Genomic DNA, 15,559 nt, shown 5'->3' on the forward strand with positions numbered 1-15,559 from the left:
TAATGCTAAGATAATTTGAGTATAAAAAACACTAAAATGCACGTGGGTTCTTATGAGTCTGCCGACCTGATTTTTCATCTGCTGTGGCTTTACTTTGCTATATTCTTACTTTGTTATTTAGTGTGCTGTTTAGTTAGGTTTATTGAAGTGATGAAAATAAATTCTAGTGTTAAAACACACAACGCACAGTTGTACCTTTGCCTTTCGATGAGACAACATCTAATGTCGCATTAATATTAGATGCCCTATATCGCATGATTTGTATACCTATGCCTTGAGTAAACTTTGGATCATTGATGTCAAAACCTAGGCCATCATCAGTGATCTCTAAACCGGTGTTTTCTCCTTGCGCTTGTAGTTGCAGTGTTACCTTTCGGGCTTTAGCATGTTTTAAGGTATTATTAATGGCTTCTTGGGCGATGCGGTAGACTTGAGTCGCTACGACGGAATCTACAATGGTTAAATTTGAAGATAATTTTATTTTCTTTTTAATACCTGATGAATCAAATAATTTCATCATGGTGGTTAAGGCGCCTTGTAAGCCATGCGGAGGAAATAAAATAGGGGCTAAGGTATGACTAAAATCTCGAGTATCACCAATGGCTTGACTCAATTGTTCTATTATAAGGTCCATTGCTTGATTGTTTTTTATGTCACTTTTAGGCAAAGAGCGTTTTAAATTACTCGCCAGTAAGTTGATCCCAGTTAAACGTTGGCCTAAATTATCATGAATTTCATGGCCAATTTTTTCCTGCTCATAGGTGCTGATGTTAATTAAGGCTTTTTTTAATGCTTGAGGTTCGCTCAAGTCATTAATAATACCGATGTAAAGTGGTCGACCCTTGACCTTAGTTAAGGAGAGTGCGATGGGGAAATCAAGCGCATCTTTCCTAAATCCTATCAATTCTTTTTTCTCTAAAATCAAGGTAGACAGAGCCGATGATTCAAGGATCAGTGCTTGGCTAGTTAGCTGTTTAATATTGATTGAGGGAATTAATGCTTGAATGTTTTTGCCAATAATTTCTTTATTATTATAATTAAACATTGTTTGGGCTGAGTCATTAAATTCGGTAATCTTGCCTGATAAATCTAAAACAAGTATGGCTTCAAAAGCATAATTCATTATGGCGCTTAGCCGTGCTTCTCGCTCGTGTAACGCATGCGTGCGCTCTTGCACACATTGTTCCAATATTTGTTTTTGATGATGGCGCTCAGTAATGTCGACAAAAGTGATCACTACACCGTTAATATGATCATCTAAGGTGCGATAGGGCACTATTCGACGTAAATAACAGCGCTGCTTTTGACCTTTATGATGACTCCATACATCGGTTTCAATCGGGGTTAATGTTTCCAGCACCTGTTTTGCGTCAGTCATTAAAGCTTTATGAGATACATTGGCAGAAAAATTACTAATAGGACGACCAATATCACTTTCACGTAAGTTGAGCAATTCACTAATAGGAGAATTGAATAACATCACTTGCATGTCGCGATTAAGAAACACAGTGGCAATATCTGTGCTGGAAAGTAAGTTACTGATATCATTATAACCTCGTTCTAATTCTTCAACTTTATATTGTAATTCGGCATTAATGGTGTTGAGTTCTTCATTCATCGATTGCAGTTCTTCTTTAGAGGTTTCCAATTCCTCGTTGGCAGATTGCAACTCTTCATTCATCGACATGGCTTCTTCATTACTTACTTTTAGATCTTCATTGGAGTTTTCCAGTTCGTGAACCGTACTGTATAAATCTTCGCGAGTAGCGTTTAGTTCATACTCAAGTTGAGTGACTATGTTTGAGTTTGCTGCGCTGTCATTGTTTGCGATTAAATACGGACTAGGGGGATTCTTTTTAAGTGTATCTTCTACTGAAATATTTTGCGGCGAGCTATTTTGTAAAGGATGTTTGTCTTCAAAAGTGATCAGTAACAACTCAGTTGAAAGGTTTGGCTCATATACTGGGCGAACGGTAAGTGTACAAGTTACATAATGATTATTACGTTTTACTCTGGCTTGGTGATCTGCAATAGCCTGATTTTCTTTTTGCACGTAATTAATCGCTGAACGCATTCGGGCTCTGAGTCCTTCACGTAATAAGACTAATAGATCATTAGAAGGGGAGCCTTTTGGAAACTCAAGAAAATTAACCGTAGGGCCTTGATGGTGCAGTATTTCAAATGAACGATTAATCAACACGGCTGCTGGCGCATAAGCGGCAAGTAAATCACGATTAACCAAGTCACTATAACGAGAAGGTGAGTCAACTCTAAAATTATTGCTTATAGTACTTTGATCTATTGCGATATTTGGTGTTGGCATGCGGCTCACGGGTAAAGCCAATGAGCTTTTAATTGATGGTGTAATCTTTTTAAAAATACGCCACTTTTTGGATATAGTGGTAAATTGATGCTTATTTTTACCCAGAGACTCAGACGGGCCTAGCATTAAATAACTTGTCGTTTTCAGCGCAACATGAAATAAATCGAGCAGGTTAGCTTGCAGTTCTGGCTGTAAATAAATAAACAGATTACGACAGCTGATGAGATCTAGTCGAGAAAATGGCGCGTCGTTTATCAGATTTTGATTAGAAAAAATAATTTTTTCGCGAATGACTTTTTTAATTTGATAATCGCCCTTATTAGTCACGTCGAAAAAACCTGCTAAGCGCTCAGCAGAGATAATTTCAGCAATACTTTTAGCGTAGATGCCGCCGCGAGCAACATTGATTGACTTTTCATCAATGTCGCTGGCGAAAACTTGCAGGTTAATTTCTTTCTTCGCTTGGTCAAAAGCCTCAAACATTAATAAGGTGATGGTATAAACCTCTTCCCCAGTAGCGCAGGCAGGGATCCAAATACGAACAGGATTATCTACACTACTTCGCGCGACAAGTTCAGGAAAAACATGGGTTTGTAACGCTGTAAATGCCTCTTTATCACGAAAAAATGCGGTAACCCCAATCAATAAATCGTTGTTTAATGAGTTGGTTTCGGTTGGATTATTTTTCATAAACTGATGATAATCTTGTATTGTTTTGCTATGACACACACACATGCGTCGTTGAATGCGCCTCAATAACATATTTTTCCGATAGCCACTAAAATCATAACCTGTGCGGCTGTGCAATAATGACAGTATAGAGTACATGCAATTAAACACCTGTTGATCAGTTTGTTCAGCTTTACTTTGTAAATAGGGGTGGTTGGCAAACTCTGTTAACAAGATTGGCATGTTTTCAGGTCGGGCAATCACATCAACTAATCCGGTATTAATGGCGTTTATAGGCATTTGATTATAGGTAGTGCTAGCTGGGTCTTGAGCTATGATCATGCCACCTGCAAGTTTTATATCACTAAAACTTAATGTGCCATGACTGCCAGTGCCAGACAAAATGATGGCAACACAATGTTCACCTTGATCTAGCGCTAAAGAACGTAAAAAATATTCAATCGCAACCCACTGGGTGCGACTTTTAACGTTTGGTGAAAGGTGCAGGTGCCCGCCACTGATAAAAAGCAGTTTACCGGGAGGCAGTATGTAGACATGATCCCCTTGCACTTGCATATTTTCACTCGCTTCGCAAACCGGCATAGCCGTTTTTTTGGAAAGTAACTCTGGCATCAAGCTGTTATGTGTTGGGTCTAAATGAGGTAATAAAACAAAGGCTATATTACTGTCATTTGGCATATGAGCAAAGAAGGTACTAAATGATTCAAGCCCGCCAGCAGAAGCGCCAATACCGACAATCAGCTTAGGTTTAGTTGCATTTATTCCTGACATGTAGCACCTAGTTTCGGTGGAAAAGTGAGTGTGATCTAAAGTGATTTATTTTAAGTGTTGTGCTAAGAATAAAAATATTTTTATATCTATTTTTTATTCAGCTGAAATGACTTCTAAACTCCAGATTATTGCTGAGCGCGTTAGCTCTAAACCAGAGCTTAAGTGGAACTTGTCTTTGATGTGACGCCGGTGGCTTTCAATCGTTTTTACGCTAACATTGAGTAATTTGGCAATTTTTGTTGTTGTGATGCCTTGTCCAATAGCTTCAAAAACCTGTAGTTCTCTGTCGGTCAGTATCTGTATGTTGATAGCATTTTTAGAGGTTATTGTTCGTGATGGGTTTTTACGTATTTTTTCAAGAATTTCTGCTTTAACAAAAATTTTATTTTTCATTACTTGTCTTATGCCAAGGAGTAATTTTTGAGCTGAGTCTTGTTTATTGATATAACCTAGCGCACCACAATTTAATGCTCTTTCTGCATACAATTCATCATCGTGCATTGATAAGACGATAATCCCCATTTGTGGTCGCCAAGCATGAAGTTGTTTGATTAAATCCAGACCATTACCGTCGGGCAATGATAAGTCAACAATAGCAACGTCTGCTGTCAGGGTAGATCGCATGTTAAGTGCGTCATAGACATTGGCGGCCTCACCACAAATGTGCATATCTGCTTCACCGTCAACCAACTGACGTAGCCCTTGGCGAACGAGTTCATGATCGTCAACAATAAAAATGTTTTGTACTTTTAGTCCAGACACTTGACCCACTCCTTAACAATATTGTACTTATTGTTTTTGCCCATATCAGCAAGTTATTTTCGCCATTTATATCAAGTTTTAGCGTAAATATTTTGTAGTTTCAATGGCTTGATTCTCATTAAAAATCAGCATTAGCTATAAGTATCGCTAATGTAAATACATTATAACTTTAAAACACTAAAACAACTTTAAACAGAATAATACGAAATTGAACTGATAAATATCAGCGTGTAAATTAATAACTGGGATTAGCATTATGTTGATGAATTAACCCAAGCAGTAATGACCATATTACGAAAAAAAAGTTACGAAAAAATAGTTATGAAAAGTAAATTTATAATTTTGTAATATTAAGGAACCCAGATGTCAGACATTAATGTTAAAGGTATTAAAGTAAAAGAGGACAATAAGCAGCAATCAGTTGATGTAAATCAACAACCTAGAGCCTTAGTCGCTATTCCTGATAATCTGCCGGTATTGCCGTTACGAAATCTAGTTTTATTCCCTTACAACGTTAATTCTATTTCTGTTGGTCAAGCGCGCTCATTGAAATTGCTCGAGGATGTGGCCGCAGGTAATAACTTATTGGCAACCCTTGCTTATAAAGATCAAGACGTTGAAGAGCCAGCACCTTTAGATCTTTATCAAGTGGGGTGTATTGCACAGATATTGCGAATTTCAAAGGGTGAAAATAATCACTCCACAGTATTGTTACAAGGGCTTGATAAATTTTCGGTTGACGCTTGGCTGAGCGAAAAGCCCTATTTACGGGCAAAAATTCATCTTGTTACTGATATTGAACCAGAAGCAGGAGATATTGAAGCACAAGCAATACGCAATAATTTGTTAAAGTCGTTTAGCGAATTAATTAACATACTTTCATATTTACCTAAATCATTAGTGAGTGCATTAAGCCAAACAGAAGATTGTCGTCAACTGGTTTATTTAGTCAGTTCGAGTATGCGAATGAACATGGCTGACGCTCAAGACATACTTAATATGAAAGATGTTGTGGCAAAAATGCTTAAACTAACCGATCTTATCCAACACGAAATGAAGGTACTTGAGCTAGGTAAGAAAATACAAAGTTCAGCCCATGGTGAAATGGACAAGGCACAACGTGACTATGTTTTGCGCCATCAAATTAAGGCTATGCAACGCGAATTGGGTGAAGAAGATAGCCAACAAATTAAAATAGAGCAATACCTTAAGAAAATCGAAACCAGTGGTATGTCAACCGAAGCAGAAGAGCAAGCAAGGCAGGAAATTTCTCGTTTAGAACATATCCCACAATCATCTTCAGAGTCGGGCGTGATATTAACTTATCTTGATTGGTTACTCGCGTTACCTTGGAAAAAAACGACGGAAGACACGCTTGATATTAAACAGGCAGAGAAAATTCTTAATGAAGACCATTATGGCTTGGAAAAAATAAAACAGCGCATTTTAGAGTACTTGGCGGTCAGGCAGCTGCGGCAGAAAAGATTATTAACTAAACCATTAGATGAGAGTGCATCGTCACCCCATATTCGCCGAGAACGAGAAGGCGTTATTCTTTGTTTTGTCGGGCCTCCCGGTATTGGAAAAACGTCATTAGGACATTCAATAGCACATGCCTTGGGACGTAAGTTGGTTAGTATCAGTTTAGGAGGCATTCGTGATGAGGCTGAAATTCGGGGCCATCGTCGTACCTATATTGGTGCGATGCCGGGTCGGTTTATTAAAGCATTGCGCGACGTGGGGACGAATAATCCGGTTATATTGTTAGATGAAGTTGATAAAATTATTGGCGATCAGCGCGGTGATCCTGCGTCGGCGCTACTTGAAATTTTAGATCCAGAACAAAATAGCGAATTTCGTGATCATTATCTTGAAGTCGCTTTTGATTTTAGTCAGTTAATGTTTATTGCCACGGCTAATCAACTCGATAACATTCCTGGGCCGTTACGAGATAGATTAGAGGTTATAACCTTGTCGGGCTATACCGATGATGAAAAATTTCATATTGCGAAGCGTTATTTATTACCTCGACAATTACGAGAAAATAGCTTACGGGTTAAAGAGTTAACTATAAATGACGCGGCGATGCTGACACTTATTCGTCAATACACCCGAGAAGCGGGTGTACGTAGTTTGGATCGACGTTTAGGCGCTATTTGTCGAAAATTAGTGATAAAAATTGCCACAAAAAGTGGTCAATCGCTCACTGTTGATAACGCTATGTTGGAAGAATTAATGGGTAAACCGCCGTTCTCTTATGATCTCGCCGAACGTACTGAGCGCCCAGGCGTAGCAACGGGTTTGGCGGTAACCGCTGTTGGGGGCGATATATTATTTATTGAAGCTAGCGCTATGCCAGGTAAAAAGGGTTTGACCATTACCGGACAATTAGGCGATGTAATGCGAGAGTCAGTTGAAGCAGGGTTAAGTTACGTAAGATCCCAAGCCAAGCAATTAGGTATTGCTGAAGATTTTTTTGAGCACACTGATATTCATGTTCATGTACCCGCTGGGGCAACACCAAAAGATGGGCCGTCTGCTGGCGTTGCTATCATTACCGCGTTAGTGTCGTTATTAACTAATAGGCCTATTTTTCATCATATTGGCATGACGGGCGAAATTACCTTACGGGGTTTAGTGTTACCTGTGGGGGGGATAAAAGATAAAATTTTGGCCGCACACCGCGCCGGTTTAACCACAGTTATTTTACCCAGTAAAAATGAGAAAGACTTGACTGATTTACCTGAGTCAATTCAGAAAGAAATGCGTTTTGTGTTGGCTGAACATGTCGATACTGTATTAGATGAAGCATTAACAAAGCCGATTCAATAGGGTGTTTAAGGGTTGACGGACTAAAGTCCGACCGACAAAAAAACACCCAACGTTAGAGGAACACCCGTAGGGTTTATGTAGGTCTTATGTAGGATGGACTTTAGTCCGTCAAGTTAAATGAAATTTAACCTTCATTGGCATAACTGCCAAGCAATAAAAATAATCCCGTTGCAGATGTTGGTTAACACATCAGGTTAATTGCCAGTTTAACGGCTGACGGACTAAAGTCCGACCGACAAAAAATCACCCAACGTTAGATGAACACCCCTAGGGCTTATGTAGGTTTTATGTAGGATGGACTTTAGTCCATCAAGTTAAATGAAATTTAACCGTCATTGGCATAACGGCCAAGCAATAAAAATAACACCGTTGCAGATGTTGGTTAACACATCAGGTTAATTGCCAGTTAAATGGTTGACGGACTAAAGTCCGACCTACAAAATTAGATGAACACCCGTAGGGTTTATGTAGGTCGTATGTAGGATGGACTTTAGTCCATCAAGTTAAATGAAATTTAACTGTCATTGGCATAACTGCCAAGCGATAAAAATAATCCCTATTGTATATTTTGGCTAACCCATCAGGTTAATTGCCGGTTTAACGGTTGACGGACTAAAGTCCGACCTACAAAAAAATCGCCCAACGTTAGATTGAACACCCCTAGGGCTTATGTAGAGTTTATGTAGGATGGATTTTAGTCCATCAAGTTAAATGAAATTTAACTGTCATTGGCATAACTGCCAAGCGATAAAAATAATCCCTATTGTATATTTTGGCTAACCCATCAGGTTAATTGCCTGTTTAACGGTTGACGGACTAAAGTCCGACCTACAAAAAAATGGCCCAAGTTTAGAGGAACACCCGTAGGGTTTATGTAGGCCTATGTAGGATGGACTTTAGTCCGTCAAGTTAAATGAAATTTAACCGTCATTGGCATAACTGCCAAGCAATAAAAATAACACCGTTGCAGATGTTGGTTAATACATCAGGTTAATTGCCTTTTTAACGGTTGATGGACTAAAGTCCGACCGACAAAAAATCACCCAACATTAGATAATCGCAATAACTTGCCTAACAAACTAAGGTAGATAAATAGCGCTTAGATAAAAAACAACAACGTAATTTTACAATAACTCATTGAATTATAAGTTTAATTATATAATGGTTTATTCTAAATCGGCCTAAGAATCGAATATCTGCGTTGCTTTCAGGTGTTATATGACAAACCTTAGCATTATTGATTTTTATCTCATTATCGTTATTTTGTCGGCTAATTTATAATTTGGTGATTTATTTTGCTGATGCTGCTATTTTTTCGATATCAGTATTAGGATTTTTGATCGCATTTTTTGTAGTATAAAAAATTTCACAGGCGACTTCTTGTCCTCTGATCACCCGTTTCCCCTTCAGTGGACCATGGGTTTCGGTAACTAGGGTGTATTGGCTTTCTTGATGATGTTCGTCATAACAAAAGATTAATACCCAGTCTAAAGTTAAGTTAAGCTTATGGGCGCGCTGAGTATTAGAATACATGGCAGTAAAATGCCAATTTTCTTTATTAAGATGCATTAAAGGTAACCAAGGCTTGTTTTCTGGATTAAAACGTTTTGGTGTGATTACAGGCAGTTCTCCTGCTTTTGCTTTTTTACGATATTGTGCATCAATATTGAAAATTAGCTCAATACTGGGCTTAGCCTCAATGGGCTGGTGGTGAGTTGGTATGGGTAATTGACGGGCACCAAAACATTGAGCAAACCAAGCTTTAATAGCTTTTTTTCGTTTTACGCCTATCCCTTTAACATTATCTAATTGACCTTCAAATATCGCATTTTCAAAAGCTTCTAAGGTGTCGACATGTAAGGTGTCGTGAATACGTTGAGCCATCTCTCGACCAAGGGTTGGAATAACTTGAAATAAATCGATGGGATTGGTATTTCCTCTGAGATTATCTAATCTCGTCATATGTCCCATGGTAATATAATCATTAATTGAACGGGCGATACCAAGGCCAATATTGGGTAACTGAGTTAATCCTTTGACACCACTGTTTTTAAAAAGTTGTCTGAGATCTTGTGGTAATGCCTCAATGGTGATTGCCGCTTTTAGATAAGCTTGACAGCGAAATGGATTGGCGTGTTGCTCTTTAAGCAAAAATGAGATTTTTCGCAGGTTTTTGGCTACCTCATGATTAAAAGATAACATGGTTTATTCCTTATCATAAAGCTCAGCTTCCATGGATTTAGCACTGAGTAGCTAAAGTTTATCTGGACTGATCCCCTAGTCCAGATAAATAAATTTTCTGAGTGATACCAATTCTATTAAGCTATTGCTCACTTGTGCTGGTTTAAATAGCCCAAGGCTTTATTGCTCACATTGAGCCGAGTACTTAGATTTTTTCTGGAACTAAACACCTGTGCTCTTAATACCAACAGTTCGCTATTGATCAATTGAGCACCTTACCTACACGGATGTAGATACTTATGTTTAGTCTGAAACAATAAATATGACCCTTAATATAACCCCTTGAATTATTTTTCTGTGCGCAACAAGATCACAAACATAATAGAGCGAGTATTAATCTACTTTTACTTCTATTTTTTTGTGCTTTTCTGCGACGAGTTTAGGCACAATAACTTCTAATACACCGTTATGGCAATGCGCTTCAATTTTTTTTGCATCTTGGGCATCAGGTAAATTGAAACTACGATAAAAGCTTCCGTATGAACGTTCGAGTCGATAGTAATTTTCTCGTTTATCTTCCGCTTTGCTTTCTCTTTTTCCTTCAATCACTAAATTACCATTGTCCATGGAGACATTAATGTTTTTAGGATCAACGCCAGGAATATCGGCTCTGATTATATAGCGATTGTCTTGTTGCTCTATATCCGCAGAAGGTTGCCAAACATCAGTCAGTAAATCTGAACTCCGGCTATTCATCGGAAACCCCTGACCAAAAAATCGATCAATTTCGTTAGATAATTGCGAAAACAAGGGCAGTTGTGGTCTTGTTGATAATGGTTGATGTTTAAATAATGTCATGATTTTTATCTCCGTACAGTGTTATAACGCCACAGCGTAATAGTTGCTGGCGTTATAAGTTAATAAAAATTTCTATATAGCTTTTACAAGCTCATGCATTAAATAGTCGTTGTCATAATCAATAGGTACATTGAGTAAAACAGACAATACCGCTGCTATTCACCACGATATTATCACCAAGTTATATTGGCGATCCTGATAAATGTCATTTATATGAAGTTTTTTGGCGTGTCATTTTGTGTGTAGATAGAGAGGTAAATGAGGCGTTGATTCTTACCTTTATCTTGGCAATTTTATTAATCCAGCGAGCAAGTTTACTGGGTATTGCTCTACTTTTTGATGAATAACACTTATTTTTTCATCGTTAGTGACCATTAACTGATCTATCTCAGCTACTTGTTAGAAAAAGTAGAGATAAATTAACCTGTGCATTATTAATTAGATGTTAGGTTTATAAAGTAGTTGTTCTTTTTTGAATCGGTGTCGAGGAGTTGTTATGAAATATTTACTTTTTTGTTGCTTTACTTTAATCGCTATTAGTCTGAGCAGTTGTGACTTAGGTCCTGATTCACCCAGAGGCTTTAGTTTGCCAAAAGGTGATATTGCTAAGGGAGCGATGGTATTAACAAAATACCAATGTTTAGCTTGTCATAATCTCAATGGTGTGGAACAAGCTGAAGGTATAAATAACCCTGATTTAAATGTACGTTTAGGAGGTAAATCAACCAAGGTAACAACGTATGCCGAACTTGTGACCAGTGTTATTAATCCTTCACATAAACTATCTAAAGGTTATGCCCTTACCGCTATTGCTGTTGACGGAGAGTCTAAAATGAGCAATTTTAATGATGTGATGACGATAACAGAGTTGGTTGATTTAGTAACATTTTTACAACCTCATTATGAGTTGGTGCCTTATAGAAGAACTGACTATCAATTTTATCACTATTAAAAATACAGGTTATTAAAAAGGGTAAATAACATGCATAAACTTTTATATTTAGTTGGCGTTGACGGCAGTGAATGGAGTAACAGAGCTGTTGAACGAGCGGTTCATCTTGCACAAAAAACAGGTGCAAGTGTTAAATTAGTGTATGTGATTACTTGGCAAGAATTTCAGCCAATGATGATTGAGGGTGTTGCGCCACCTCCGCTTGATAAAAAACAAATAGAACATGATGTGCATGAAAAAATTTTACAACCCTCGATTGAAAAATTTAAAGCAGAAAAGGTTGATTTGAGCAGTGAATATATCTGGGGTGAGCCTGTTGACGCATTACTTCAACAGGTAAATGATTATCACGTTAATATGCTCTTTGTTGGTCGGCGAGGTCGATCGCGCTTTGCTGATATATTACTGGGTAGTGTGGCGAATAAACTGGCACATTGTGTTGGTGTGCCTATCGTTTTAGTTCCATAGTTCCATAGTTCCGTAGTTCCATAAGTTCATAAGTTCATAAATCCATAAATCCATAGCTCCATAAGTCTATAAGTCCTAATTTCTTGAACTTTAATAAAGATAAACTTTTAGCAAATAGAACATGCCAAAAAATTAAGCTGCTAGTCGTGGGTTTTTATTGTTGATAACTCAAGGTAATAAACCCATATCAATATAGAATGTTATGCTTTACTGCTCGGTATCTGGATTCAAGTGCGCGAAATTAACCAGTCACTGCAGGTATATGTTCTGTTATAAACAATAATTTTAATTACAGTTAAAATTTATTCAGCACGTAAGGCAAGCACAGGTTCAAGTTTAGCGGCTTTTTCTTGGCTGTTTAATGCAAAGTTTACTGTTTCAATATTATGGTTTACTAGGTAATGTTATTAAGGGGAGTTAACCCCTTGTCAAAAGAGATTAACGTTAATATTATAATAATGAGTAAAGATAATAGCGTGTGTTTTTCTACTATCCTTTGGTTGTTTTGTCTGTTGATTTAATAAGACCGCTGATCAGCTCCATGGGTAAAGGGAAAATAATAGTAGAATTTTTCTCGCCAGCAATTTCTGTTAAGGTTTGTAAATAACGTAACATAATCGCATCAGGCTCTTTGGCCAGTTGATTTGCGGCTTGGGTCAGGTGAGTTGACGCCTCTAATTCCCCTGTGGCATGAATAACTTTGGCTCGACGAGTTCGCTCTGCTTCGGCTTGTCTGGCAATAGCGCGGATCATAGTTTCATTTAAATCAACGTGTTTAATTTCAACATTAGACACTTTTATGCCCCAACTGTCGGTTCTGACATCTAAAATGGTTTGAATATCGGCATTTAACATATCTCTATTTGCGAGCATTTCGTCTAATTCATGTTGCCCTAACACCGAACGTAAGGTGGTTTGTGCAAGTTGAGACGTTGCCTGTAAATAGTCTTCGACATTGATAATCGCTTTTTGTGGGTCAATAACTCGAAAATAAATAACCGCATTAACTTTTACTGAGACATTATCGCGGCTAATAACGTCTTGGCTAGGTACATCCATCACCACGATACGTAAATCAACTTTTACCATTTGTTGGATAAAGGGAATAACAAGAATAAAACCAGGCCCTTTCACTTTATAAAATCGTCCAAGTAAAAAAACTACCCCGCGTTCATATTCTCGTAAAATTCTAAAAGCACTGAAAAAAAAGGCAATAAGTAAAAAAATAATTGAGCCGGTGAATAATTCTGAATTATTAAATAGTGAAGTCATTATCTTGCTCCTTAGTTGTTGTGTTGATTGCTGGCGCTAAAACAAGGGTTAGGCCATTAATTGCTTGCACTTGTACCTGTTGACTTTTTTTTAAGGCTAGAGGGCTGCTAGCCGCCCAACGCTCGCCATTAAAGAGCACATAACCCTTATCAGTGAAGTCATTTTCCACCGTAACCCAAGCATTAATTATTTCTTCTTGACCACTGACGATTTTATTTTTTCGTGCTCGGTAGATAAAACCCAAGGCAAAGACAATAAAGAGTGCAGAGACAAAAGCAAAACTGGCAATTAATGGCAGTGAAACTTTAAATTGCTCAAGTTTAGTGTCGAATAAAAATATCGAGCCTAAAACAAATGCGCTAATACCACCGAGGCCAAAAATACCAAAACTTGGTATCAGTGATTCCATCACCATGAGTGTTACGCCTAACAATAGTAGGGCAATACCCGCAAAATTCAGGGGTAATAACTGCAGGGCATATAAAGCGATAAGTAATGATATACCGCCGATGATACCTGCTATGCCGACACCAGGGCTGTAGAATTCTAATAACAAACCATAAATACCCAGTAGCATTAAAATATAGGCAATATTAGGGTCGGTAATGGTGGCAATAAATTGGCTACGCCAGTCTGGTTTTTTACTCAGTAGTTCAGCACCTTGTAAGGATAATTTAATATTTTGCTGTTTTATCGCTACCTGCTGACCCTCTAGTTTATTTAATAACACTTGTGGCGACTGAGCGATTAACGTGATGACATTTTCTTTTAGTGCTTCTTTCGCTGTTAACGTTGCCGCTTCTGTAACGGCTTTTTCAGCCCATAGTTCATTACGAGAACGTAATTGTGCGAGTGAACGAATATAGGCAATGGCATCATTTAAGACCTTTTTCTCCATCGCAGAAGGTGCGTTTTTTTGTGCCTTATCTTCTGCTGGTGGCGTCATCGGCCCAGCAATATTAACTGGTGTCGCAGCGCCCAGAGTGGTGGCGGGAGCCATAGCAGCAATATGGCAAGCATAAAGTATGTAAGTACCTGCACTCGCTGCGCGTGCTCCTTGTGGGTAAACTAAACAGGCGATTGGAATAGTAGAATTTAAGATACTTTTATTAATGTCACGTAGGCTGGCACTTAAGCCACCAGGAGTATCGAGTGTGATAATAATTAAAGGGATGTTACTGGCCATATTAGCACTGTTTATTTCTCGCACTAAATAGTCACTAACGGCAGGCCCAATAGCACCTTTGATGGTTAATAATGGCACAACCAAAGTGTTTGCATTAATACTTATCTCTTGCTGAGCGCTATTGGCTACTGGCTTTAAATACGGCGTTTCTGCTGTTCCTAAGGCATGCATTGAGAGCAAAGCACAATATAAAATCAAGAATATTCCGCACAATTTACACATAACAGTTTCCATTAATCGCTGAATTATGAGCTTAGTTGTACTTGGTCAATATCTCTAATTTGTGTTGGAAAATGCTGATAAAGATCAGTAACTCTTAGTTGTTAACGAAAAATAACGCCTTTATTCAAGGTGTTTTAATGCTTGTGAAATAATAAATGCTGCTGATAAAACGTTTTAAATGGCGTTTTTTTCATTAAGACATCCTTATTATTTACCGTTTTAAGCTGACAGGATAATAAAAAAAGTGAAGCTACGAACTGGCTTGGTTTAGAAAATTTAGCATTAATGGATGATGAAAAAAATAATGTCATAGATGATTACTTTATCGCTAAAGAAAATCAATTGGTCTGTAAACAAGAGATGAAGATCTTTATGGCGACATTAAATAAAGATCTTGCGATGGCAGATGGTTTATTTTACATCGTAAATGCTAGCTTTTCTCGTTTAATGGTATAGCACTCTTCCTCTATGTCGGGGTAATGGCGACACCATTAATGTTATAAATAAACTAGGCGCGGTAAGTCAAAGGGAGTCGGTTATCAAAGGCATTCAAGTTAATTTAAAAAAAGTGATATTAAAACCGTGATATACATTAGTGGCTCATATCTGCTCTTACAAATATGAATTCAGCTTTTGCCACAGGCTGTGTGAAAAATATCAGAGTAAATTTTTTATGCGACGCTACGTGAATTACCAGATGGTTTTACCTCAAACGTACTACAGAATTTAATCTATGGAGCCTTTTTACGTTGATATTATCCAATTACGCAAGTTCGAAATAGTTTTCACACAGGCTGGCCACAAAGCGGTCTAAAATTTGAGATTAATGAATTTCAATATTACGCTCACTATTTCCAGAGAAAGCAGACATAAGCAGTATATTTTTATCTCGTTATCGCCCCACCCGGAAAAATAGTTGCTTTGTGATGCATACTCAATCAAACATTATAAGGCCGCAGTGGCCCATAAGCCGCTGCGGATTGGATTGGCTAAGCCCACCATAACCAAGTTGCGCATCCCACCACTAGATGCAAAGAAATGG

At 38.0% G+C, this 15,559-nt stretch carries 10 protein-coding genes; 4 read left to right on the top strand and 6 right to left on the bottom strand.

Features of this window, described 5'->3' with window-relative positions; translation table 11 throughout:
* Window positions 1–169: 169 nt before the first annotated feature.
* Window positions 170–3,784 (bottom strand): CheR family methyltransferase, encoded by a 3,615-nt coding sequence (locus H4J61_RS10805; protein WP_182185042.1) that lies wholly within the window; start codon window positions 3,782–3,784, stop codon window positions 170–172.
* A 93-nt stretch (window positions 3,785–3,877) separates the two neighbouring features.
* A complete protein-coding gene (locus H4J61_RS18080) occupies window positions 3,878–4,546 on the bottom strand; it encodes a response regulator transcription factor (protein ID WP_182185043.1) in 669 nt (222 codons plus the stop codon).
* 363 nt (window positions 4,547–4,909) lie between these two features.
* Between H4J61_RS18080 and lon the strand changes: the two genes are divergently transcribed.
* Window positions 4,910–7,378 (top strand): endopeptidase La, encoded by a 2,469-nt coding sequence (gene lon / locus H4J61_RS10815; protein WP_182185044.1) that lies wholly within the window; start codon window positions 4,910–4,912, stop codon window positions 7,376–7,378.
* Between the two features lie 1,290 nt (window positions 7,379–8,668).
* Here lon and H4J61_RS10820 read toward each other — a convergent pair.
* Window positions 8,669–9,580, bottom strand: coding sequence for a DNA-binding protein (locus H4J61_RS10820; RefSeq protein ID WP_182185045.1), 912 nt, complete (start codon window positions 9,578–9,580; stop codon window positions 8,669–8,671).
* A 372-nt stretch (window positions 9,581–9,952) separates the two neighbouring features.
* The gene (locus H4J61_RS10825) at window positions 9,953–10,417 is read right to left on the bottom strand and encodes an Hsp20/alpha crystallin family protein (protein WP_182136932.1); all 465 of its coding nucleotides are present in this window, start codon (window positions 10,415–10,417) and stop codon (window positions 9,953–9,955) included.
* A 496-nt stretch (window positions 10,418–10,913) separates the two neighbouring features.
* Between H4J61_RS10825 and H4J61_RS10830 the strand changes: the two genes are divergently transcribed.
* Complete coding sequence (locus H4J61_RS10830; protein WP_182136931.1) at window positions 10,914–11,369, top strand: cytochrome C; 456 nt, start codon at window positions 10,914–10,916, stop codon at window positions 11,367–11,369.
* Between the two features lie 30 nt (window positions 11,370–11,399).
* Entirely contained in the window at window positions 11,400–11,837 is a 438-nt protein-coding gene (locus tag H4J61_RS10835; RefSeq protein WP_182185046.1) for a universal stress protein, read from the top strand.
* A gap of 489 nt (window positions 11,838–12,326) precedes the next feature.
* Here the strand turns inward: H4J61_RS10835 and H4J61_RS10840 are convergent, their stop codons facing one another.
* The gene (locus H4J61_RS10840) at window positions 12,327–13,109 is read right to left on the bottom strand and encodes a slipin family protein (RefSeq protein WP_182136929.1); all 783 of its coding nucleotides are present in this window, start codon (window positions 13,107–13,109) and stop codon (window positions 12,327–12,329) included.
* On the bottom strand, window positions 13,093–14,517 hold the full coding sequence (locus H4J61_RS10845) for a nodulation protein NfeD (RefSeq protein WP_259363257.1): 1,425 nt from the start codon (window positions 14,515–14,517) through the stop codon (window positions 13,093–13,095). Before H4J61_RS10845 ends, H4J61_RS10840 begins: the two co-directional genes overlap by 17 nt.
* Window positions 14,518–14,802: 285 nt before the next feature.
* On the opposite strand from H4J61_RS10845, the gene H4J61_RS10850 reads away from it, so the two are divergent.
* Window positions 14,803–14,973 carry a hypothetical protein gene (locus tag H4J61_RS10850; protein WP_182185047.1) on the top strand — a complete coding sequence of 57 codons (171 nt, stop codon included), beginning with the start codon at window positions 14,803–14,805 and terminating at the stop codon, window positions 14,971–14,973.
* The last annotated feature ends 586 nt before the right edge of the window (window positions 14,974–15,559 follow it).

Origin of the sequence: Colwellia sp. MB3u-4, from assembly GCF_014077065.1 — a bacterium.
Classification (GTDB): Bacteria; Pseudomonadota; Gammaproteobacteria; order Enterobacterales; family Alteromonadaceae; genus Cognaticolwellia.

Coding starts and splice junctions, on each gene's coding strand:
- H4J61_RS10830 (WP_182136931.1), top strand. CDS start 10,914: ATGAAATATTTACTTTTTTGTTGCTTTACTTTAATCGCTATTAGTCTG.
- H4J61_RS10835 (WP_182185046.1), top strand. CDS start 11,400: ATGCATAAACTTTTATATTTAGTTGGCGTTGACGGCAGTGAATGGAGT.
- lon (WP_182185044.1), top strand. CDS start 4,910: ATGTCAGACATTAATGTTAAAGGTATTAAAGTAAAAGAGGACAATAAG.
- H4J61_RS10805 (WP_182185042.1), bottom strand. CDS start 3,784: ATGTCAGGAATAAATGCAACTAAACCTAAGCTGATTGTCGGTATTGGC.
- H4J61_RS10845 (WP_259363257.1), bottom strand. CDS start 14,517: ATGTGTAAATTGTGCGGAATATTCTTGATTTTATATTGTGCTTTGCTC.
- H4J61_RS10825 (WP_182136932.1), bottom strand. CDS start 10,417: ATGACATTATTTAAACATCAACCATTATCAACAAGACCACAACTGCCC.
- H4J61_RS10840 (WP_182136929.1), bottom strand. CDS start 13,109: ATGACTTCACTATTTAATAATTCAGAATTATTCACCGGCTCAATTATT.
- H4J61_RS10820 (WP_182185045.1), bottom strand. CDS start 9,580: ATGTTATCTTTTAATCATGAGGTAGCCAAAAACCTGCGAAAAATCTCA.
- H4J61_RS10850 (WP_182185047.1), top strand. CDS start 14,803: ATGGATGATGAAAAAAATAATGTCATAGATGATTACTTTATCGCTAAA.